The organism is Marinobacterium jannaschii DSM 6295 (assembly GCF_000620085.1).
Classification (GTDB): domain Bacteria; phylum Pseudomonadota; class Gammaproteobacteria; order Pseudomonadales; family Balneatricaceae; genus Pontibacterium; species Pontibacterium jannaschii.
The window spans coordinates 43,969-64,610 of the sequence record NZ_KK211066.1 but is presented as its reverse complement, the minus strand read 5'-3'; the positions used below and the strand labels follow the sequence as shown (position 1 = coordinate 64,610).

General features: G+C 52.5%; 18 protein-coding genes. 11 read left to right on the top strand and 7 right to left on the bottom strand.

The window, feature by feature from the left end; all coding sequences use genetic code 11:
* Nucleotides 1–47 precede the first annotated feature (47 nt).
* Both Q354_RS0119500 and Q354_RS26575 read right to left on the bottom strand, forming a co-directional pair.
* Nucleotides 48–1,997 (bottom strand): acetoacetate--CoA ligase, encoded by a 1,950-nt coding sequence (locus tag Q354_RS0119500; protein ID WP_027859070.1) that lies wholly within the window; start codon nt 1,995–1,997, stop codon nt 48–50.
* 327 nt (nt 1,998–2,324) lie between these two features.
* Nucleotides 2,325–2,942, bottom strand: coding sequence for a DUF5610 domain-containing protein (locus tag Q354_RS26575; protein WP_051560390.1), 618 nt, complete (start codon nt 2,940–2,942; stop codon nt 2,325–2,327).
* A gap of 187 nt (nt 2,943–3,129) precedes the next feature.
* Here Q354_RS26575 and Q354_RS26570 point away from each other — a divergent pair, with 187 nt between their 5' ends.
* Entirely contained in the window at nt 3,130–5,070 is a 1,941-nt protein-coding gene (locus Q354_RS26570; protein ID WP_322786156.1) for an alkaline phosphatase D family protein, read from the top strand.
* Here the strand turns inward: Q354_RS26570 and Q354_RS0119485 are convergent.
* Complete coding sequence (locus tag Q354_RS0119485; protein WP_051560388.1) at nt 5,067–5,717, bottom strand: TatD family nuclease-associated radical SAM protein; 651 nt, start codon at nt 5,715–5,717, stop codon at nt 5,067–5,069. The two genes, Q354_RS26570 and Q354_RS0119485, sit on opposite strands and share 4 nt — an antisense overlap.
* A 494-nt stretch (nt 5,718–6,211) precedes the next feature.
* On the opposite strand from Q354_RS0119485, the gene Q354_RS0119480 reads away from it, so the two are divergent.
* The 5 genes from Q354_RS0119480 (at nt 6,212) to Q354_RS0119460 (ending at nt 9,973) form a co-directional block, all read left to right on the top strand.
* Nucleotides 6,212–6,580 carry a curli production assembly/transport protein CsgE gene (locus Q354_RS0119480; protein WP_211252298.1) on the top strand — a complete coding sequence of 123 codons (369 nt, stop codon included), beginning with the start codon at nt 6,212–6,214 and terminating at the stop codon, nt 6,578–6,580.
* A 32-nt stretch (nt 6,581–6,612) separates the two neighbouring features.
* Complete coding sequence (locus Q354_RS0119475; protein WP_027859067.1) at nt 6,613–6,993, top strand: curli assembly protein CsgF; 381 nt, start codon at nt 6,613–6,615, stop codon at nt 6,991–6,993.
* Nucleotides 6,994–7,060: 67 nt separating this feature from the next.
* Entirely contained in the window at nt 7,061–7,939 is an 879-nt protein-coding gene (locus tag Q354_RS0119470) for a CsgG/HfaB family protein (RefSeq protein WP_051560386.1), read from the top strand.
* 328 nt (nt 7,940–8,267) lie between these two features.
* On the top strand, nt 8,268–8,672 hold the full coding sequence (locus tag Q354_RS26565; RefSeq protein WP_051560385.1) for a hypothetical protein: 405 nt from the start codon (nt 8,268–8,270) through the stop codon (nt 8,670–8,672).
* Between the two features lie 95 nt (nt 8,673–8,767).
* Nucleotides 8,768–9,973: a hypothetical protein gene (locus Q354_RS0119460; protein ID WP_027859065.1), complete on the top strand. Its 1,206-nt coding sequence runs from the start codon at nt 8,768–8,770 to the stop codon at nt 9,971–9,973.
* A 59-nt stretch (nt 9,974–10,032) separates the two neighbouring features.
* On the opposite strand, the gene Q354_RS0119455 is transcribed toward Q354_RS0119460, so the two are convergent.
* Entirely contained in the window at nt 10,033–11,682 is a 1,650-nt protein-coding gene (locus tag Q354_RS0119455) for an electron transfer flavoprotein-ubiquinone oxidoreductase (protein ID WP_027859064.1), read from the bottom strand.
* Nucleotides 11,683–11,977: 295 nt separating this feature from the next.
* On the opposite strand from Q354_RS0119455, the gene Q354_RS0119450 reads away from it, so the two are divergent.
* On the top strand, nt 11,978–12,727 hold the full coding sequence (locus tag Q354_RS0119450; RefSeq protein ID WP_027859063.1) for an electron transfer flavoprotein subunit beta/FixA family protein: 750 nt from the start codon (nt 11,978–11,980) through the stop codon (nt 12,725–12,727).
* A complete protein-coding gene (locus Q354_RS0119445) occupies nt 12,727–13,656 on the top strand; it encodes an electron transfer flavoprotein subunit alpha/FixB family protein (protein ID WP_027859062.1) in 930 nt (309 codons plus the stop codon). Before Q354_RS0119450 ends, Q354_RS0119445 begins: the two co-directional genes overlap by 1 nt.
* A gap of 231 nt (nt 13,657–13,887) precedes the next feature.
* Here the strand turns inward: Q354_RS0119445 and Q354_RS0119440 are convergent, their stop codons facing one another.
* The gene (locus Q354_RS0119440) at nt 13,888–14,166 is read right to left on the bottom strand and encodes a hypothetical protein (RefSeq protein WP_027859061.1); all 279 of its coding nucleotides are present in this window, start codon (nt 14,164–14,166) and stop codon (nt 13,888–13,890) included.
* Between the two features lie 353 nt (nt 14,167–14,519).
* Here Q354_RS0119440 and Q354_RS0119435 point away from each other — a divergent pair, with 353 nt between their 5' ends.
* Nucleotides 14,520–14,972 (top strand): VOC family protein, encoded by a 453-nt coding sequence (locus tag Q354_RS0119435; protein WP_027859060.1) that lies wholly within the window; start codon nt 14,520–14,522, stop codon nt 14,970–14,972.
* Between the two features lie 29 nt (nt 14,973–15,001).
* Here Q354_RS0119435 and ppsR read toward each other — a convergent pair whose 3' ends face one another.
* The gene (ppsR, locus tag Q354_RS0119430) at nt 15,002–15,820 is read right to left on the bottom strand and encodes a posphoenolpyruvate synthetase regulatory kinase/phosphorylase PpsR (RefSeq protein WP_027859059.1); all 819 of its coding nucleotides are present in this window, start codon (nt 15,818–15,820) and stop codon (nt 15,002–15,004) included.
* Nucleotides 15,821–16,086: 266 nt separating this feature from the next.
* Between ppsR and ppsA the strand changes: the two genes are divergently transcribed.
* Nucleotides 16,087–18,456 carry a phosphoenolpyruvate synthase gene (gene ppsA, locus Q354_RS0119425; protein WP_027859058.1) on the top strand — a complete coding sequence of 790 codons (2,370 nt, stop codon included), beginning with the start codon at nt 16,087–16,089 and terminating at the stop codon, nt 18,454–18,456.
* Between the two features lie 168 nt (nt 18,457–18,624).
* Nucleotides 18,625–19,458, top strand: coding sequence for a CvfB family protein (locus Q354_RS0119420; protein ID WP_027859057.1), 834 nt, complete (start codon nt 18,625–18,627; stop codon nt 19,456–19,458).
* 5 nt (nt 19,459–19,463) lie between these two features.
* Here the strand turns inward: Q354_RS0119420 and Q354_RS26560 are convergent, their stop codons facing one another.
* Nucleotides 19,464–20,426 (bottom strand): LysR family transcriptional regulator, encoded by a 963-nt coding sequence (locus Q354_RS26560; RefSeq protein ID WP_036230795.1) that lies wholly within the window; start codon nt 20,424–20,426, stop codon nt 19,464–19,466.
* Nucleotides 20,427–20,642: the final 216 nt, after the last annotated feature.

Below are 20,642 nucleotides of genomic sequence, written 5' to 3'. Positions count from 1 at the left end.
TTTTTTGTGTCGGGGGTTATCTGGTCCCACTGTCGTAAAGTAAATGCCTATGTTTTGAGTTCTTCCAGATCCCGGAATTGTTCGAGTGACTCAGGATTTGCCAGTGCATCTTTATTGGTTACAGGCTCACCCAATACGACTTTGCGTACTGCCAGTTCGACGATTTTGCCACTGCGGGTGCGGGGGATGTCGCTTACCTGGATCACTTTGGCTGGCACGTGCCGTGCCGTGGTATGTTGCCTGATGGTCTGACGGATTTCGGTGATCAGCGCTTCGCTGAGGCTGAGGTCGGACTTCAGGCGCACAAACAGAACGATTCTTACATCATCCTGCCAGGGTTGTGCGATGCAGATGCTTTCGAGCACTGCATCGACTTTATCCACCTGACGATAGATCTCCGCGGTACCTATACGTACCCCGCCCGGGTTAAGCACTGCATCAGAGCGGCCGTGAATGATCAGGCCGTCTTCGGCAGTGATTTCGCCATAGTCTCCATGAGCCCAGACGCCCTTGAACTGGCTGAAATAGGCAGTCTGGTATTTTTTGTCTTCAGGGTCGTTCCAGAACCCGATCGGCATGGAGGGGAAGGGCCGGGTGCAAACCAGCTCGCCTTTTTCGCCCCGTATTGACCGGCCCTGTGGATCAAAAATATCGACCGCCATGCCCAGTCCTCTGCACTGCAGTTGCCCGGCATAAACCGGCCGTATCGGGCAACCTAACGCGAAACAGGAGATGATATCGGTGCCGCCGGAAATGGAAGCGAGCTGCATGTTTTGCTTGATCTCCCGATAACAATAGTGAAACCCCTCGTGTGCCAGGGGCGAGCCGGTAGAAAGCAGTGCCCGAAGTGCGCTGAGGCGATGGCTTCTGGCGGGGCGCACCCCGGATTTTTCCAGCGCCGCAAGGTATTTGGCACTGGTGCCGAAAACCGAGATATCTTCCTCATCGGCTATATCCCAGAGTATCTCCGGCGCAGGGGCGAAGGGGGAGCCGTCAAACAGCAGCAGCGTGGCGCCGGTAGCTAAGCCGCTGACCAGCCAGTTCCACATCATCCAGCCGCAGGTAGTGTAATAGAACAGCACGTCCTCGCGTTTCAGGTCGGTATGCAACAGATGTTCCTTCAGGTGTTGTAACAGGGTTCCGCCTGCAGAATGGAGAATGCACTTGGGTACGCCGGTCGTACCGGAGGAGTAGAGGATGTATAGCGGGTGATCGAAGGGAAGTTGTTCGAATATGATCTCCTTAGCGCTTTTGTCTTCGTATTCCTGCAGCAGAATCGCGTCGGGCAGAGCGGAGATATCCGGCTGATCGTTCAGGTATGGCACAACAACAATTGTCTCGAGCGATTCCAATTGCCAGCTGATCTCCTTAACCCGAGTCAGGCTGTCGATGGCTGAGCCGTTGTAGTGGTAGCCGTCCGCTGTAATCAGAATACGCGGTTCAGTCTGGCCGAACCGATCGATAACACCATGAATACCGAAATCAGGTGAGCAGGAGGTCCAGATCGCGCCGACAGAAGTTGCTGCAAGCATGGCTGTCACGGTGGCCGGTATATTGGGCATAAATCCGGCAATTCTGTCACCAGGCCTGATTCCGTTGCAGCGAAATGCAGCAGCCAGCCGGGCGACCTGCTGATAGAGATTGGCATAGCTTATACAGCTGCGTGCGCCGTCTTCATTACGGAATATCAACGCAGCTCTGTGATCCCGGAAACGCAGCAGGTTTTCAGCAAAGTTGAGGCGTGCATCAGGGTACCACTGTGCTCCCGGCATCCGTTGTGGATGTTGCAAAACGGTCGTGCCTTTACTGCTGGCGACTAAGCCGCTGAATTGCCAGAGCTGATCCCAGAACGCCTCAGTATGGGCTACAGACCAGGCATAGAGCGTTTCGTAGCTATCCAGCTCCAGTGAATGGCAGGAAGATGCGGCAGCCATAAAAGCCTGCAGATTGGATTGTCGACGCTGCTGGCTGTCAGGGATCCATAGTGGCTGCTTCATAGAGTTCTCCCTTTTACTGTGCGTACTTGCAGTTCGTCATGGCAGCTGGAAAGGGGTACCGCATCTGCTCTGATTATTAAGTCTGGTAGAAAAACTGCCAATTGGGAAATGCGTGGCGACAAAGCAGAGGGCCTGCAGGTATATGGCCGGATCTCTGATGAGATGTAAAAAGTTCATACCCGTGAGCGGGGCGGAGGTAGTGTCAGGAGAGTGTGATAGGGGATGGGTTCCGGGTCCGAAGGCTGTTTACACCTTCGGGCCCGGCAGTATCTTGCTAACGGCGGATTTTCCTGAGGGTCGGGCTATATATGTAGCTAGTGATCATCACTATTCAACCGGACTGAGGGGCGTTTCGTCGTTTGTTACCTCGGATGACGCAGATGGGGATGCATTGCTATTCAGGAAATCATCTTTGAATTGCTGCAGGCCTTCTTCAACCAGCGCGTAGGTTTTGTCGATATTACTGGCTATATCGCCCTCAAGTACATTGAGGCCGTCGAGTATTTCCCTTGCTTCGCCAAAGCCCTGGGCAATGCCGCCGCCAATTACATCGACAAACCGGTTGATCAGGTCTTCGCCCTGAAGCTCAGGATTCGCTTCCTGGTAGCTGCTAAACAGCCCGGTTGTCAGTGAAACGATGCGGTCGGCCGTGGCTTCAGGAGAAACATCCAGCCCCTCTTCATGACTGCTCTCTATGGCCCTTTCTCCGAACTCCGGCTCAAGCAACTCATTCACTTTCTCAATAGCGGCTTTGAAAACCAGTGATAGGGAGTCATTACCACTGGAGATACTGACATTAAGAGAAGCATCGAGAATCGCCTTGTTCTGAGCCGCTTTCATATCCTTTGTTGTCGGCGCTTCGCTCATTGGCTCATTCTTTTCAGCAGTCACTGCTGCTTTGACTGGTGCATTGGGCTGATTCAGGCCGAGTTGTTCGATGCTCATGGCGTTAATCCCTTCGTTTTACTGCCCTGCTTGCTACATATCAGGGCGATGCCTGCTATCGTTCAGCGGCGTCGATGTTGGATAATGGATTCAGGAACGGGTCAGCGTGTCCTGAATAGACTCTATCGGCCTGTAGGCGCTAAAGTTTAGCCCGGGGCCGAAAGAGACTGAATGTTAAGGAGTCAGAGTGAAGGCACAGAGTGATATGGATGTACCCCTGATTATTGCCGGACCGATAGTCAGGCGGCTTACCGATACAAGGTTGGTGCTCTGGCTGGCGACGGCCGTCCTTCCCGAGGGGCGACTGCAGCTTCAGGCTGATCAGGGACAGTTTGAAGAGAGCTACTCGTTGGACAGTGACTGCATGGAATCCGTGCAGGCTGGCAAGCGGCTCTGGATTAACCTGATCGATATTGTACCCGGTCAGCCTTTTCCGCAGGATCAGGCGATTAGTTATGATCTTCAGCTGAAAGACGCCCGGGGGCAGACACAGACGCTCGCAACTCTGCTGCCTCATCTCTTATATGAATCGGCGAAAAGTCCGGCATTCACTGTTCATAGCCGGGTTGGCAATCTGTTGCATGGTTCCTGTCGAAAACCCCATTACCCCTCTGAAGACAGCCTTGTTACCGCTGATAGTTTAATGCAGGAGGTCCTGCGCAAAGGCGAGAAGGGGCCTGCTATGCTGGTGATGTCGGGGGATCAGATTTACGCCGATGATGTGGCCGGACCAATGCTCCATATTATTCATCAGGTGATAGAGTTGCTTGGCCTGCCTGATGAAAAGATTGCCGGTACCGGTCTGAGTGGCTCAGAAGAACTCTATAGCAGCGAGTTTTGTTTCTACCAGCGTGAACACCTGCTGCCCAGCACGCGTTCGGATGAGGCAATGTGGGAGCAGGTTTTCGGCGGCGCGCGTAAGCCGATATTTACTGCCGACGGAGCCCATAACCACCTGATCACCCTGAGTGAAGTGATGGCTATGTACCTGTTGGTCTGGTCGCCGGGATTGTGGCAGCAGCTGGAGCTGCAGGGTGCAAAAATTGCTCCGCAGTTCGCTGCACGCTACGACGAAGAGCTGGTGCACATTAAGAAATTTTCGGAAGGATTGCACCAGGTCCAGAGATTAATGGCGCACCTGCCGGTTTATATGATTTTTGATGATCATGATGTCACCGATGACTGGAACCTGACCCGGGGGTGGGAGGAAGCCGCTTACGGACATCCTTTTTCGCGCAGGATTATCGGCAACGCACTGGCTGGTTACTGGATGTTTCAGGGCTGGGGTAATGATCCTGAGGCATTTTCAGAACAAATTCTCCCGGCTACCAGGACATTCTTTTCGCAGCTGGATGGCAAAGTACAGGACAATCTGATCGATTGTCTGCTGGAACATCAGGGTTGGCAGTACACGGTACCCACCGTGCCTAAACTGGTGGTGCTGGATACCCGCACCCGGCGCTGGCGTTCAGAGTCAAGCTCTGCGCGACCATCCGGACTGATGGATTGGGAAGCATTGTCTGAAGCCCAGCAGGAGCTGATCGGAGAGGAGAGTGTGCTACTGGTCTCACCGGCGCCTATCTTTGGCGTTAAGTTGATCGAGGCGATTCAGCGCATATTTACCTTCTTCGGAAAAGCACTCACTGTTGATGCCGAGAACTGGATGGCACATCCGGGCTCAGCCAACGTAATTCTGAATATATTCCGCCACCCTAAAACGCCCCGTCACTTTGTCATTCTGTCCGGCGATGTGCATTACTCCTTTGTCTACGACGTCATGATCCGGTTCCGGCGTGGCGGGCCAAGAATATGGCAGATTACCTGCAGTGGCCTGAAAAACGAGTTTCCTCCGACCCTTCTAAAATGGCTGGATCGTATCAACCGGGCGTTATACGGTCGCTGGTCTCCCCTTAACTGGTTTACCAAGCGCCGACGGATGTGGATCGCCCCCAGAGGGGTGATTGGCGATGCCGGCCGCCAGCTGATGGGCCACTCCGGTATCGGTCGGATCTGGCTGGATGAGAGTGGTCAGCCCAACAAAATCCGCGTTTACACCGGAACCGCCGGTGCTATTGGTTTTCGTACCTCGAACCGGGTTATCCGAAAAGCGGCAAGGCAGGATTCCTAACCGACAACATCCAGGTAGCGGGGCTTGAAACGGGCCCCCCGTGCCTCGGTCAATTTCCGGCAGGCTTCTATATCCACGCCCTCCAGTCCGGAAATGGCACTCACCGCCACGTCATCGATGACAGAGGCCGCAGCTTCAATGAAGTCCAGAACCGACGCATAAGAGTTGGTAAGGCTTGGTTTGCAGTGCCTGGTATAGGTCGCTTCATCCTGCGCATTCAGGGAGATTGAGAGGGCATCGATGCAGCTGGCCAGCTCTGAGGTTATATCCCGCTTATGTACACGATTACCCAGTCCGTCGGTATTCAACCTTGTTTTACCACCATTCTGTTTCACATACCGCGCAATCTGCAGCAAATCCTGCAGCCGTAATGTCGGTTCACCAAATCCACAGAAAACGATTTCACTAAACCGGCTGGGATCTCCCAGAAGTCTGATTATTTCTTCCACCTGGGGGCGTTGGGCAAGATAGAGTTCATAGCCTTTCACTTCAGTACAACCGTTATGTTTCGGGCAGAAAGAGCAGGCGAGCGTGCAGCGATCAGTCAGATTGACATACAGCTTATCCTCAATCTGATAGACCAGATTGCTCTCCTGATTAGGCTTATTGCTGCGTTTTGCCGGATTAGGGCGGAGTTTTTTTTCCATGGTCTGAACTACCGGATCAGAAGGTTGGCGCTGGCTATCGGGGCTGGGCGTGCATGAGCGGGCATTCCGCTGTGTCTATAAGCCAGCCGATTCAGAACTTTAGCAGTACTCCGGGAGGAAGTAGTTGACTGTCGTCAACTGGCTTCGCGCAGCTCGAAGTGCGCTGTCCGGGTAATGGCCTTTGCCGACTCCAGTGCTTACTGGCCAGCATGTGAGCCGACTCTATGCCTGAGTCTGTAGCAGATTCTGTTCTTATTGTGCTGGCAGTGCTCTTATGGTCGATAAACAACCAGATGTTGCCGAAAGGTGTTTTTTATTGTGCCGTCATGTACAGAATGCAACGGGATATGAAATAATATGAACGTTCAATAATTAATATAATCTCCTTCCAGAGCTGTCCATACGCAATGAATTTGCCGAATTTAATCGCGAGACGGTTTATCAGACCGGTTTTATTTTGTTATTCGGTACTTCTGTCGGGCGGAATAGTGACTGTGGCCGTGGCGGAAGTCTCCGTGCAGGCGGATACACTCGATGAAGAGATTCAAGGCTTTGTGATCGACTATACCATCACGGGCGTAGGGCATGAATTCAGCCGCTATCTGGCGCAGTATCGGGCCGTTAATTTGCCGGACGCAGATTATAACCTGACGGTTATGGAACGTCCGTCAGCCCGCTGGGGAAGCTTAATATGGGTTGAGTCGGAACACCGGGAATATTATCGATCATTTATTCAGCCGGGGCGGAACAGTCTTAAATCACTGGCAGAGCAGGCGGCAGATCAAATTGATCAGCGTGTACAGCAGTACAAAATACAGTCAGCTTTTGCTGATACCTTTGATATGGAGAAGGATGAGTTTTGACCTGTTTTAGTTACTCGAAGGCCGTATTGGTTTTGTTGACTTTGTCTTGTCGTCCGCTAATGGCCGCCGAGCTGGTGTATAACCCGACCAACCCCTCGTTCGGTGGCAATCCTCTCAATGGAAGTTATCTGCTGAGTAATGCCCAGGCGCAGAATGATTTTAAAGATCCCGACGTTGAAGAGGCCCTGGCAAACCAACGCACGGCGCTGGAGCGCTTTAGCGACTCGCTTGAATCCCGTTTGCTGAATCAGTTGCTTAATGACATTGAAGATGGTGGCTCCGGGCAACTGGTGACTGACAGTTTTTTCATCGATGTCGAGCAGGATACTCTGGGTTCACTGACGGTGAATATTACTGACAGGCAGACCGGAGAAACCTCGGAGATCGTCGTATCACCGATCGAGATTCAATAATAGCGGTTACTGTGCCGGTGTTAATGGGATGTTCTTTTTCAACGAGATTAGGCCGAATTTGAAGTCGATGTCTGTGACCAAAGCTATTTTTTCCTGTGCCGGGCTAATTGTTGTATGCCTGCTCTCCGGCTGTTCCAGCCCGAGTGATGTGAGCGATGCATTCCTGGGGACGCTGGAGAGCGATGCCCGCCTGACCCGGCGGATGAGCACCTATCAGGATCTGATCGATATGCCTGCTCCGCGCGGCAAAATTGTCACCGCCGTCTATAGTTTTCGCGATCAGAGCGGACAGTACAAACCGGCGCCGTCCAGTTCATTTTCCACGGCGGTGACCCAGGGCGCAGCTGCGATGCTGGTCAACGTTCTGAATGATTCAGGATGGTTTATTCCGCTGGAGCGTGAAGGTCTGCAGAATATTCTTACTGAGCGAAAAATCATTCGCGCCGCCTTGAAAAAGGATAATGTGCCGGTCAATAACAGTGCCGGACTGCCATCACTGCTTGCGGCTAATATTATGCTGGAAGGCGGTATTGTTGGTTATGACTCCAATATACATACGGGTGGTGCGGGAGCACGATATTTCGGTATTGGTGCTTCTGAAAAATATCGTGTCGATGAGGTCACTGTTAACCTGAGGGCGATCGATATACGTACCGGGAGGATATTACATAGTGTGCTGACCAGTAAGAAGATCCTCTCCCGTGAAATTCGCTCTGATGTTTATCGCTTTATCGAGTTCAAGCATCTGCTTGAGATGGAAGCGGGGATTACCACCAATGACCCTGCGCAGCTTTGTGTCCTATCCGCTATTGAATCTGCGGTCGCCCACTTGATTGTCGATGGTGTGATTAAGAAAAGCTGGTCCCTTGCCGATCCGAATGAGTTGAATTCGCCTGTGATTCAGGCATATCAACAGCAGCGAATCAGTTCTGCAGTTAAGCCCTGACTCGCTATTACGTTTATTTCGAGCTCTGGCTGCGCATTTGAATAAATACCCAATGCACAGAGATGTCCCTCCGTTTTGATTATTGAACGAAAATATAAAATCGTTGCAGCGTCTGACTAAGCTATGTAAGAATGATAATAGAATGAACGATCGTTCATTATGGTTGCGATAAGTATTACGCTGGTAGTTTCGTATCGCTCTGTTGCCTTTATGGGGGTAAAGGGGATGGAGTTACGAAGGGGAATTCTCACAGATGAAGCGTTGTAACCTTGTTTTAATCTTTAGTTTGATTCTGCTTTCAGGGGTTGCGAATCCGTTCAGGATAGCAGTGGCAGAAGACCTCGACACCCTGAATGAGCTGGAAGAGATATTTTCCGCAGATCTGCTTCACGCCTCCCATAATGGGAATGTGGCAGCAGTCAGACAAAGTGGTAAAAACTCAGTCGTCGCTCTTATTCAGGCAGGAAGCGGGCAACGCGCTTTAATCATTCAGTCAGGCTCAGATCTGTCTGCCACTGTCAGTCAGTATGGCAGTGATAATGATGCCTCCCTTTCCCAGCAGGGCGCCAGTCATCAGGCCGCAATAGCTCAGCGTGGCAGTAATAATCGCGCAGAGATCCGCCAGTTTGGCGCTTCAAATAATGCCTCCATTACCCAGACAGGTTCCGGCCTCAACAGCCGGATCATTCAGCGTGGCATCGGTATCAGTACCCACGTGAATCAAGTGAATTAACTGTTATGGCGCGAGAGGCGGTTCGAATAAGGCTGTTTCTACTCGATAACACCTATAAAAACCAAAAATACCTGCAATGATGTAAGGAAGCTGCAATGAAAAAGCTCACTCCAATCGCTGCGGCGGTTATGCTGGCTGGTTCCGGTATGGCTGCTCATGCACAGAATTCCAGTTCTCAGACTCAGTCCGGTAGTGGCAACACTATTGCTATCGATCAGGCTGCGACGGCGACAGCAAACTCTGCCTACCAATATCAGTCTGGTAACAACAACTATTCCAGCGTATCTCAGGTAGGTACGTCTGAAACCAACGCCATAAACCTGACTCAGGTCGGCGATAGTAACAACGCTTATGGTTATCAGTCCGGTGAGACGTCCAGCACAGCCAGTGCCCGTTCTGAAGGTGACTACAACACGGTGCGTATCAACCAGTACAATGGCACCGACAACCTGACTGCCATCAATCAGCTGGGCGATGGTAACGGCGTATACACGACTCAGGGCAGCAGTACTGAGGCGGAAGTCGAAGTTAGTCAGATTGGTAACAGCAACAATGTCTCTACTTCCCAGTATTCCCAGACTGAGAGTACGATCTCTGTTGAGCAGGAAGGCAACGGCAATAGTGGCTATGTAAACCAGTCTAACGGTTCATATAACCAGGTAACTATCACTCAGAGCGGTGACAGCAACGGTGCTAATGTTTACCAGTACAACGGCTCCGGCAACGCGGCAACGATTGAGCAGGATGGTAATTACCAGAACGCCTCTATTTACCAGCGTGGTTCGGCCAACAGTGCGTCTGTAGAGCAGAACGGTACGGGTAACAGCGTTTACCAGAGTGAGTACCGTTATATGTACAGCTCTAACAATGCGAACAACCAGTCTTATACCCAGAACGGCTCTTACAACCGTGCAACTACCTACATAAGCGGTAGCTACAACCAGCTGGCGGTCAATCAGGCTGGTTATCGGAATACCTCTGAGGTCTATATGCAGGGGTATAGCAACGATATCGCGCTGACTCAGAACGGTAGCTATAACTACGCTAGTGCCTACACTTACGGTACAAGCCGCGCCGATATTGATATCGCTCAGAATGGCAGTAGTCACCGTGCCTATGTAACGAGCTACGGTTACAACAACAAGGCGACAATCTCTCAAACTGGCTATAACCACTATGCCAGCATCTATCAGAATGGTTCCAATAACGTTGCCAGCATTACCCAGACCTCGGGCAGCAGCAACAACAGCTACAGCATCTCTCAGTACGGTTCCGGTAACAGCACGTCTATTACCCAGTAATCACAGATATCAGCTGTAAAAAAGGGGTGCCAGCGGCACCCCTTTTGGTTTTCTGCATCTTACATATTCGGGTAGTTTGGACCACCACCGCCTTCAGGTGTAATCCAGGTGATATTCTGTGCCGGGTCTTTGATGTCGCAGGTTTTGCAGTGGACACAGTTCTGACTGTTGATCTGGAAGCGTTTACCGTCCTCGTCTTCCACCACCTCATACACACCGGCCGGACAGAAGCGCTGAGAGGGCTCAGCAAAGGTAGGCAGGTTGTCCCGCAGCGGAATCTGGTTATCGCTTAACTGCAGATGGCAGGGTTGATCCTCTTCGTGGTTGGTATTCGACAGGAACACCGAGGAAAGCTTATCGAAACTCAGTGTGCCGTCCGGTTTAGGATATTCAATGGGCTGGAACTGGCTGGCCGGCTTAAGCTGGGCGTAGTCTGCATGGTTGTCATGCAGAGTAAATGGCAGTTTGCCTGCAAACCAGTTCTGGTCGATGTAGTTGAAGGCACCGCCGAGAATCGCGCCGAACTTATGCATTGCCGGACCGAAGTTGCGGCTGCTATATAGTTCCTCATAAAGCCATGAGCTTTTATAGGCTTCGGTAAATGCGGTCAGCTCCTTGCCACCTTCGTCTCCTGCCGCGATGGCTTCGAATACGGCTTCGGCCGCCAGCATGCCTGACTTCATCGCTGTATGCGTGCCTTTGATCTTGGAGAAGTTCAGGGTGCCGGCATCACAGCCCAGCAACAGGCCACCTGGCAGGGTCATCTTAGGCAGGGCATTGAAGCCGCCCTTGGTAATCGCGCGTGCACCATAGGAGACACGCTTGCCGCCCTCCAGGTACTGTTTCATTATCGGATGGTGCTTAAGGCGCTGGAATTCGTCGAATGGGCTGACGTAGGGATTATCGTAGTTCAGGTCGATGATCAGTCCGGCGACCACCTGATTGTCATCAGTGTGGTAAAGGAAGAAGCCCCCGCTGGTGTTGCCACTCAGCGGCCAGCCTGAACCGTGCAGCACCAGGCCAGGCTGGTGCTTGTCAGGATCTATATCCCAGAGCTCTTTAATACCGATGCCATAGTGTTGCGCATCAGCGTCCTTATCCAGTTCAAACTGATTCATCAGTTGCTTGCCGAGGTGGCCCCGACAGCCTTCTGTAAACAGGGTGTACTTAGCGTGCAGTTCCATGCCAGGCATGTAGCTGTCTTTCGGCTCGCCTTTTTCCGAGACGCCCATGTCACCGGTCGCAATGCCCTTAACGCTGCCATCATCGTTATACAATACTTCAGAAGCGGCAAAGCCCGGGAAAATTTCTACACCCAGTTCTTCGGCCTGTTCTGCCAGCCAGCGGCAAAGATTGCCCAGGCTGATTATGTAGTTGCCATGATTGTGCATGGTTTTTGGAACCAGTGCATTCGGCAGCTTTGTCGCCTTAGTGTCGTCTTTCAGCAGATAGATTTCATCTTCGGTGACCGCCGTATTCAATGGCGCTCCCATCTCTTTCCAGTCAGGGAACAGCTCATCCAGTGCACGTGGTTCGATCACAGCACCGGAGAGTATATGTGCTCCGACTTCGGAGCCTTTCTCCACGACGCAGACGGTTAGTTCCTGCTCTGCGGCCTGCGCCTGTTGCATCAGGCGGCAGGCGGCGGACAGCCCGGCAGGGCCAGCACCTACGATAACTACATCAAATTCCATGGACTCACGATTCATGCCCGTTCCCCCAGCTTCTGCGCTCTTGTCTATATGTCGCTGTTATTGTTGAGCCGTCTGACAGTGCAGCCCTGGTGAAAGGACTGCGTTGCTATGACTACTTCTGGTGCGGCTCTGTATCAGAGATGATCGATTATAGGTGAAAACCCTTATCTGGCAATACTGCGAATCGCTAATCTGTTCGTTAGTTAGGGTTATTGCTTATTTTTTCTGACTCGTTATTATTAGGGAAAACGCTTACTTGGTTGGTGCTAAGCCAGTAACAAAAATTCATAAAAACGTAGGGTCTTTGCCAATGAAGGTTCTTGTAACAGTTAAACGAGTGATCGACTACAACGTAAAAGTACGTGTTAAGTCTGATAACTCTGATGTCGATCTTGCCAACGTCAAGATGGCAATCAATCCGTTCTGTGAAATTGCGGTGGAAGAAGCTGTACGCCTGAAAGAAGCGGGGACTGCCTCTGAGGTAGTGGTTGTATCCGTTGGTCCTAAAGCCGTGCAGGAACAGATTCGTACTGCGCTGGCGCTGGGTGCTGATCGCGGCATTCATATCGAGACAGAAGAGTCGCCGGAGTCCTTAAACGTCGCCAAGTTGCTGGCCAAGGTCATCGACGAAGAAAAACCTGAGCTGGTTATTCTGGGTAAGCAGGCGATTGACACTGACAATAACCAGACAGGTCAGATGCTCGCCGCACTGACCGATATGCCTCAGGGGACTTTCGCTTCAGAAGTGAAGCTGGAAGATGGAAAAGCGATGGTTACCCGTGAGGTTGATGGTGGCCTGCAGACCGTTGCACTGAATCTGCCGGCAATTGTCACTACGGATCTGCGTCTGAATGAGCCTCGCTACGCTTCATTGCCGAATATCATGAAAGCCAAGCGCAAACCACTGGCAGTAAAAACAGCGGAAGAGCTGGGTGTCGAGCTGAAAGCACATACACAGTTGCTGAAAGTGGCGCCACCTGCTGAACGTCAGGCAGGTATTAAAGTGGCAAGCATCGACGAGCTGGTAGAAAAACTGAAGAACGAAGCGAAGGTGATCTGATGGCTATTCTGGTAATTGCGGAACACGATAACAGTGAGCTGAAGGGCGCTACGCTGAATGCGGTTGCTGCAGCAGCTCAGATGGGAGACGAACTGCATCTGCTGGTGGCGGGTAGCAACTGTCAGGCTGTTGCTGATCAGGCGGCAAAAGTTGCAGGTGTTGCAAAAGTCCTGCTTGCCGATGCTTCAGCTTACGAACATCAGCTGGCGGAGAATCTGTCCCGTCTGGTCACCGAACTGGGTAAAGACTATAGCCACGTGGTGTCTGCTGCGACGACAACCGGTAAGAACTTTATGCCGCGTGTTGCTGCCCTGCTGGATGTGGCTCAGATCTCCGATATCACTGCTGTAGAGTCGGCGGATACGTTTGTGCGCCCGATCTATGCGGGTAACGCTATGGCAACCGTGAAATCTCTGGATGCGGTCAAGGTGATCACCGTGCGTACGACCGGATTTGATCCGGTTGCTGCTGAAGGCGGTGCCGCTGCGGTAGAAACTATAGGCTCTCAGCACGATGCAGAGACTTCTGCGTTTGTTGGCGAAGAGCTGGCCAAGTCCGACCGTCCTGAGCTGACCTCCGCATCCGTGATTATTTCGGGTGGACGGGGCATGGGTAACGGCGAAAACTTCGGTATGTTGGAAAAAGTTGCCGACAAACTGGGGGCTGCAGTAGGGGCTTCCCGAGCCGCAGTCGATGCCGGTTTTGTACCGAACGATATGCAGGTAGGCCAGACCGGTAAGATTGTCGCGCCGGATCTTTATATCGCTGTGGGTATCTCCGGTGCAATTCAGCACCTTGCAGGTATGAAAGACTCAAAGATTATCGTTGCTATCAACAAGGATGAAGAAGCACCGATTTTCCAGGTGGCGGACTACGGTCTGGTTGCCGATCTGTTTGAAGCTGTTCCTGAACTGGAACAAAAGCTTTAAACCGGTTTAGTCACCGGCCTTCTGTCGCCGGTGACCTCCATTGCTGATTTACAGGCGGGTGCACTGCCTGGGCTTCGTGATGCGCTGAAATTGCACCGCTATGTCTTTGCCCGGTTTCTGACCGGGCTTTTTTGTGGGCGATCCAATTATGCTGCTATGCCGACAGTAAAGTGCCGGGATATTCCCGGCACTTTGAATGTCGATTTAATCGATATCATATAATCAGAGTCCTTAAGCGGCCCTGGTATGGTTTTCGTGATCGGGGTGGGTGGCAATGAAATGTTCCAGCACTCGTTTCAGCATCTCTTCGTGCGCTGCATTGCCATCCCGGCGTGCTTTATTGATATCATCAATGATGATTTTCTTGACCTTTTGTTCACCATCGTGGCTTATCAGATACTGCCCTAACGCCAGCGCGATCATTGAATCCATATGTTCGTGTTCGGCAATGGCATCCACTTCATCGGAAGTCAGATCACACATATCCAGACACTCTTGATAAGTTAGCATCTTGCACCAGTCCTCTCAGTTCTCGAGTTTGTAGCTCGTTTTTATTCTTTTGTCCTTTCGATAACGCCCGTTACCGACTATAGATTCTAGACAAGACCCGATTGCTTCTCTAATTGAACGCGGCGATTAATTTTCATTCAAAATCACCGATTTAGCACCCCTGTTCATGCTGCAAACGCACAGAGAACAGCGTTTTTGAGGCGGGAGGCCTGCTGCTGTAAAGCTTTGCAGGCATTTTTTGCAAATGCTTGGAGGATAGAAAGTATGTCAGGGTTGTCACATTTTCAGCGTAAAAATAATGTCTGCCGCGGGTGGATGCTACCGCCTTTCAGAAGGCCAGGAGAAATACTGTTATGTCAGACGTAAACTGGAAGCCTGCCGATGCGAATTGGCTGACGCCCTATCTGATGGTGAGAGATGGTGACGCGGCCCTGGAATTTTACCAGCGTGCCTTCGGGTTTGAGGAGGGGCTGGTGCTTCGTTCTGAAGCGAATACGGTGGTCCATGGTGAAGTGCGTTATATGGGAACGCTGATTGCGATGTTTGCCCCGGAGGGCACTTTTGGCTCTCAGCAGCGGGCACCGGTCAGTAGTGATGAGCAGTCGCCGATCGGACTCTATGTCTATTGCGAGAATGTCGACATGATGCTGGCGCGGGCAGTCCAGGCCGGGGCCGTGTCGGTTGCACAGACTGAAACAATGTTCTGGGGAGATCGCGTGGGCAGTGTTAAAGATCCGGATGGTTATGTCTGGAGCTTTGCGACCAAGGTAGCCGAGTTTGACCCGAACAACGTACCCCGGTTCTGATCCGGGGTGCGTTCACATCCGCTCCGGACCTAATCCAGCCTGCGTTTCAGGCCCTTATCCGCCAGAATACGGGTCGAGATCTCCTCGATAGAGAAGGTCGTGGTGTTGATAAACGGCAGCTTTTCCTGACGGAAAATACGTTCGACGTGACGTACTTCCTGATCGCACTGATCCAGTGAGGCATAGCGGCTGTTCGGGCGGCGTTCGTGGCGGATTGCCGCTAGCTGGAAGGCATCGATCGTCAGACCGTAGATCTTGTCCCGGTGCTTATTCAGGCACTCAGGCAGACCGTGATTGTCGAGGTCTTCCTCCGTCAGTGGGTAGTTGGCGGCGCGAATACCAAACTGCATTGCCATGTAGAGGCAGGTCGGCGTTTTGCCGCAGCGTGAAACGCCGACCAGAATGATATCGGCCTGATCGTAGAGCCGGGTGCGGGCACCATCGTCATTATCGAGTGCAAAGTTAACCGAATCGATACGTTCCTTGTAACGTTCCATCTCGACAATCGAGTGTGATTTGCCGACAGAAAACGAGGATTGGATACCCAATTCATTTTCAATGGGTTTGAGGAAGGTCGAAAACACATCGATCTTCAGTCCTTCGCATCCCGCCAGTATCGTCCGTATCTCTTCATTCACGATGGTGTCGAATACCAGGGGCTTGGCCCCTTCGCTCAGAGCCCGCTGATTGATCTGATCGACGGTTTCGCGGGCTTTTTGCACGCTGTCGATATAGGGCAGGGTGACTTTGTCGAAATTAATATCGGAGAACTGGGCGAGTAGACTGTTACCGAGGGCTTCTGCTGTGATGCCTGTGCCGTCGGAGATAAAATAAGCGGTACGTTTCATGAAATATAAGAGATCTGATGGAGACTGTGGCGGCAAAAACAGCATATTACACCAGCGGAGGGCGTAACGCCTGCCGGAATGAGTTTAGCCAGATGCAGTGGGTGAGGTGATGCTTGTCAGGATTTTTTTCTGAAACTCAAGTATTATCGCCAATCTGAACACTATAAGGATTGCCTGAGGTGTTTGACGCGTGCCGGTGCCGCGTTAAATCCGACGAGCCTCAGTCTTTCTGACAATGACCGGATGCCGGAGTAGGAGATAACGCTTTGCAGGAATACGTACTACGCCTCGATCAGGCAGGCATGGGCGATGTTGAAAAGGTAGGTGGTAAGAATGCCTCACTGGGTGAGATGATCAGCCAGCTCAGCGGCGTGGGAGTTAAGGTTCCCAACGGTTTTGCTACCACTGCCGAAGCATTTCGAGACTTCCTTAGCTACAACGATCTGGCTGAGAAGATCAATGCCGAGCTGGCGCAACTTGACCCGGATAACGTGGTTGCACTGGCTGAATCAGGGAAGAAGATCCGTGGCTGGATGATCGATGCACCCTTCCAGCCCGAACTGGAAAGCGCGATTGACCAGGCCTGGGATGAGATGGCTCCGAATGGTCAGGATATCTCTGTAGCTGTACGTTCCTCTGCCACCGCTGAGGATCTCCCGGACGCATCTTTTGCCGGCCAGCAGGAAACCTTCCTCAATATCCGCGGCCTGGACAATATCAAGCATGCGATCAAAGAGGTGTTTGCCTCTCTCTATAACGATCGTGCGATCTCCTACCGTGTTCACCATGGCTTCGAGCACAGTGAAGTGGCTCTGTCTGCCGGTATTCAGCGCATGGTGCGCAGTGAGACCGGTGCGGCCGGTGTGATGTTCACCATGGATACCGAGTCAGGCTTCCAGCACGTTGTTTTCATCACTTCCGCCTATGGCCTGGGAGAGACGGTGGTTCAGGGTGCTGTTAACCCTGATGAATTCTATGTCTACAAGCCAACGCTGCGTCAGGGGGCTCCGGCTATTCTGCGCCGTAATCTCGGCAGTAAAGCGCTGAAAATGGTTTACACCGACGACGGTAGTGCGGGTAAAGCCGTTGAGACCATTAATGTGCCGATGGACGCACGCAACCGCTTCTCTATTAATGATGAGGATGTGGAAGAGCTGGCACGTCTGGCGTTGATCATCGAAGAACATTATGGCCGTCCGATGGATATCGAATGGGCCAAAGACGGTGATGATGGCGGCCTTTACATTGTTCAGGCGCGTCCTGAGACAGTGAAAAGCCGCAGCAAGAACACCGTTGTCGAACGCTATATCCTGAAAGAAACCGGTAATGTGGTGGTTGAGGGACGCTCAATTGGTCACCGTATCGGCTCCGGCCCGGTCAGAATGGTGTCCGGCCTGGACGAGATGCATCTGGTCGAAGCCGGTGATGTTCTGGTGACGGATATGACAGACCCGGACTGGGAGCCGGTGATGAAAAAAGCCTCGGCAATCATCACCAACCGTGGCGGTCGTACCTGTCATGCGGCGATTATCGCCCGTGAACTGGGTATACCTGCGATCGTTGGCTGCGGAGATGCAACCGATCTTCTGCGTCACGGCCAGGAAGTAACCGTCTCCTGTGCAGAAGGTGATACCGGATACGTATATGAAGGTCTGCTGGATTTCGAACACCAGACCAATAACGTCGATACCATGCCGACACTGCCGTTCGATATTATGATGAACGTCGGCAACCCTGACCGTGCCTTCGATTTTCAGGCATTGCCGAACTCCGGTGTCGGACTGGCGCGGCTGGAATTTATCATCAACCGTATGATCGGTATCCATCCCAAGGCGCTGATCCACTTTGATGACCAGGATCGTGAGCTGCAGAAGACGATTGAACGCCGTATCGCCGGCTATGACAGCCCGGTCGACTTCTATGTCGAGCGCCTGGTGGAAGGTATTTCGACTCTGGCGGCCGCTTTCTATCCGAAGAAAGTCATCGTGCGGATGTCGGACTTTAAGTCCAACGAATATGGCCATCTGATTGGCGGTGAGACCTTTGAGCCCCATGAAGAAAACCCGATGCTGGGTTTCCGTGGTGCGGCCCGCTATATCTCTGATCACTTCCGTGACTGTTTCGAGCTGGAGTGCCGCGCGCTGAAGAAAGTGCGTGACGAGATGCGCCTGACCAACGTCGAGATTATGGTGCCGTTTGTCCGTACGGTCGGCGAGGCGAAACAGGTGGTCGATATGCTGGCGGACAACGGCCTGCAGCGTGGTAAGAATGGTCTGAAAGTGATCATGATGTGCGAGATCCCATCAAACGCACTTCTGGCCGACCAGTTCCTCGAATACTTCGACGGCTTCTCAATCGGTTCCAATGACCTGACCCAGCTGACACTGGGGCTGGACCGTGACTCCGGTATTATCGCCCACCTGTTCGACGAGCGTAACGAGGCAGTAAAACGCCTGCTGGAGATGGCAATCGATGCCTGTAAGGCCCAGAACAAATACATCGGTATCTGTGGTCAGGGACCTTCTGATCATCCTGACCTGGCACAGTGGCTGATGGAAAAGGGGATCAGCAGTGTCTCCCTGAACCCGGATTCCGTGCTGGATACCTGGTTCTTCCTTGCAAACCACGAGGAATAAGCGGGAGTAGGGCGCTTCGGTACTGATCCGGGGTCCCTCCTGTATGATAGAAAAGCTCTGGCCTGTGCCGGAGCTTTTTTGTTTTTGCTGACCGGCTTTCACTACGCTTTGGGGGGCTAATCTGCTATGGTTGCGCCACTTAATTGTTGTAAACAGGAATAGAAAAACGTGGCAGAAATCGGCAAGTTAAATCGTCTGAAAGTTATCCGTGAAGTGGGATTCGGTGTCTACCTTGATGGCGGTGAGCTGGGTGGTATTCTGCTGCCGAAGCGTTTTGTCCCTGCGGGCTGTAAGCTGGGTGATGAAGTCGAGGTGTTTGTCTATAACGACACTGAAGACTACCTGGTGGCGACAACAGAGAAACCCTATGTAATGGTGGGCGAGTTCGCGTCCCTCAAGGTGAAGGAGAAAACCGATATCGGCGCTTTCCTCGACTGGGGGTTACCAAAGGACCTGTTCCTGCCGTTTAGTGAGCAGCGCTACCAGAATATCGAGGCCGGTCGTCACTGCGTCGTGTATGTCTATCTGGATAACAGCGACCGCCTGGCAGCGACCGCGCGTATTGACCGCTTTGTCGACAAGACAGTGCCGGACTACGAAAGTGGTCAGGAAGTCAGTATCCTGCTGACCAAGCGCACAGATCTGGGCTTCAAGGCGGTGATCAATAACGCCCATTACGGCGTGATCCATAATGCCGATGTTTTTGGCCAGCTGCGTGTCGGTATGCGTAAGAACGCCTTTATCAAAAAGGTCCGTGAGGATGGCAAGGTCGATCTGGTACTTAGTCCACTGGGGTACAAGAAGAAGGTCGCAGAGCTGCCGGATCAGATTCTGGCCGACCTGCGAATGAATGACGGTTTCTCCCCGTTAAATGATAAAGCCAGCCCGGACGAAATTTACCGTCTGTTCAACTGCAGTAAGAAGGCCTACAAGCTGGCGCTGAGCAAATTGTACAAAGAACGTAAGATACTGATCGAAGCCGACGGTATCCGCCTGGTCTGACCCCATCAGACCGTAGCTGCGTCGTCATCCGCCGGTTCGCAAACTGTCACCCAGGGTGGCAGTTCCGCGGCGGCCAGTGACTGGCGCGTCAGTTGTAGCATACTGCCCGCGGCCGGACTCAGCGAACGTCCCTTGCGGCTGATGATATAGATCTGACGCTGAATCACCGGTTGCTGCAGCGGTATAAATGTCAGCGGCTGGAACGGGTCGGTGCTGGCCGCCAGCGCCGGCAGTATCGAAATTCCCAGCCCCGCCTTAATCAGGGCCGCGACGCCTGCCGGGCTGGATGCCTCAAGTTTGGCGGACGTAATGCTGAAGGCGATCTCTTCTTCCAGCCGTGTCAGCTGACTGCGGATACCGGTATCCGACGACAGGTAGACCAGTACCTGCCCCCTCAGATCACTCCAGTTGAGCCCGTTGCCCGGGTTATGCTGCAGCGCATGTTTCTCCGGTAATACTACGCCAAAGCGATCATTCAGCAACGGCTGATAGCTCAGGTCGGCACGGTCTGAATGGTTGCCCGCAATACCAAAATCAACTTCGTTATTCAGTACCAGCTGTTCGATCATGCTGGCACTGTCGTCACGCAGATAGAGCGACACACCGGGATGACGCTGGTGGTACTGACTGACGATCTGCGGTAGCAGGCGGCTGACCATCGATGGCGAGGCGGCGATGGCCACCTTGCCCTGTTGTTCTGAGGCAATCGCCTGCAGGTCGTGAATAGCCGTATCGAAATCGGACAACAGCCGTTCAGCGACCGGACGAAAGCGCCGTCCGGCATCACTCAGGTAGACCCGTCGCGTGGTGCGATCGAACAGCACCAGGCCTACCTGCTGCTCCAGTTGCTTGATGGTCGCGGTCAGGCCTGACTGGGTTACATGCAGCTGCGCTGCTGCCCGGGTAAAACTGCCACAGTGGGCCACCTCAATAAAGGCTCTCAGGTGGCGGATGGAAAGATTATGCATATATATTGATTAATTAATCATATTTTATAATTTGATTGATTAATCGGGATTCTGCATTATTGCCTGCACTATAACAAGGTACCGCTGGCGGCACATTCAGCCGGCTGCAGGTACCCGCTGTTTCGAGGATGGGAGCTGTCACAAGTGACCGGTGCCTGCATCGTTACAGCAATAACCCCACCCCGGGGCCACATTTTTATACCAATGACAAACTGA

Coding starts and splice junctions, on each gene's coding strand:
- Q354_RS0119450 (WP_027859063.1), top strand. CDS start 11,978: ATGAAGGTTCTTGTAACAGTTAAACGAGTGATCGACTACAACGTAAAA.
- Q354_RS0119485 (WP_051560388.1), bottom strand. CDS start 5,717: ATGGAAAAAAAACTCCGCCCTAATCCGGCAAAACGCAGCAATAAGCCT.
- Q354_RS0119500 (WP_027859070.1), bottom strand. CDS start 1,997: ATGAAGCAGCCACTATGGATCCCTGACAGCCAGCAGCGTCGACAATCC.
- Q354_RS0119460 (WP_027859065.1), top strand. CDS start 8,768: ATGAAAAAGCTCACTCCAATCGCTGCGGCGGTTATGCTGGCTGGTTCC.
- Q354_RS0119435 (WP_027859060.1), top strand. CDS start 14,520: ATGTCAGACGTAAACTGGAAGCCTGCCGATGCGAATTGGCTGACGCCC.
- Q354_RS0119445 (WP_027859062.1), top strand. CDS start 12,727: ATGGCTATTCTGGTAATTGCGGAACACGATAACAGTGAGCTGAAGGGC.
- ppsR (WP_027859059.1), bottom strand. CDS start 15,820: ATGAAACGTACCGCTTATTTTATCTCCGACGGCACAGGCATCACAGCA.
- Q354_RS26560 (WP_036230795.1), bottom strand. CDS start 20,426: ATGCATAATCTTTCCATCCGCCACCTGAGAGCCTTTATTGAGGTGGCC.
- Q354_RS0119470 (WP_051560386.1), top strand. CDS start 7,061: ATGTCTGTGACCAAAGCTATTTTTTCCTGTGCCGGGCTAATTGTTGTA.
- Q354_RS26575 (WP_051560390.1), bottom strand. CDS start 2,942: ATGAGCATCGAACAACTCGGCCTGAATCAGCCCAATGCACCAGTCAAA.
- Q354_RS0119455 (WP_027859064.1), bottom strand. CDS start 11,682: ATGAATCGTGAGTCCATGGAATTTGATGTAGTTATCGTAGGTGCTGGC.
- Q354_RS0119440 (WP_027859061.1), bottom strand. CDS start 14,166: ATGCTAACTTATCAAGAGTGTCTGGATATGTGTGATCTGACTTCCGAT.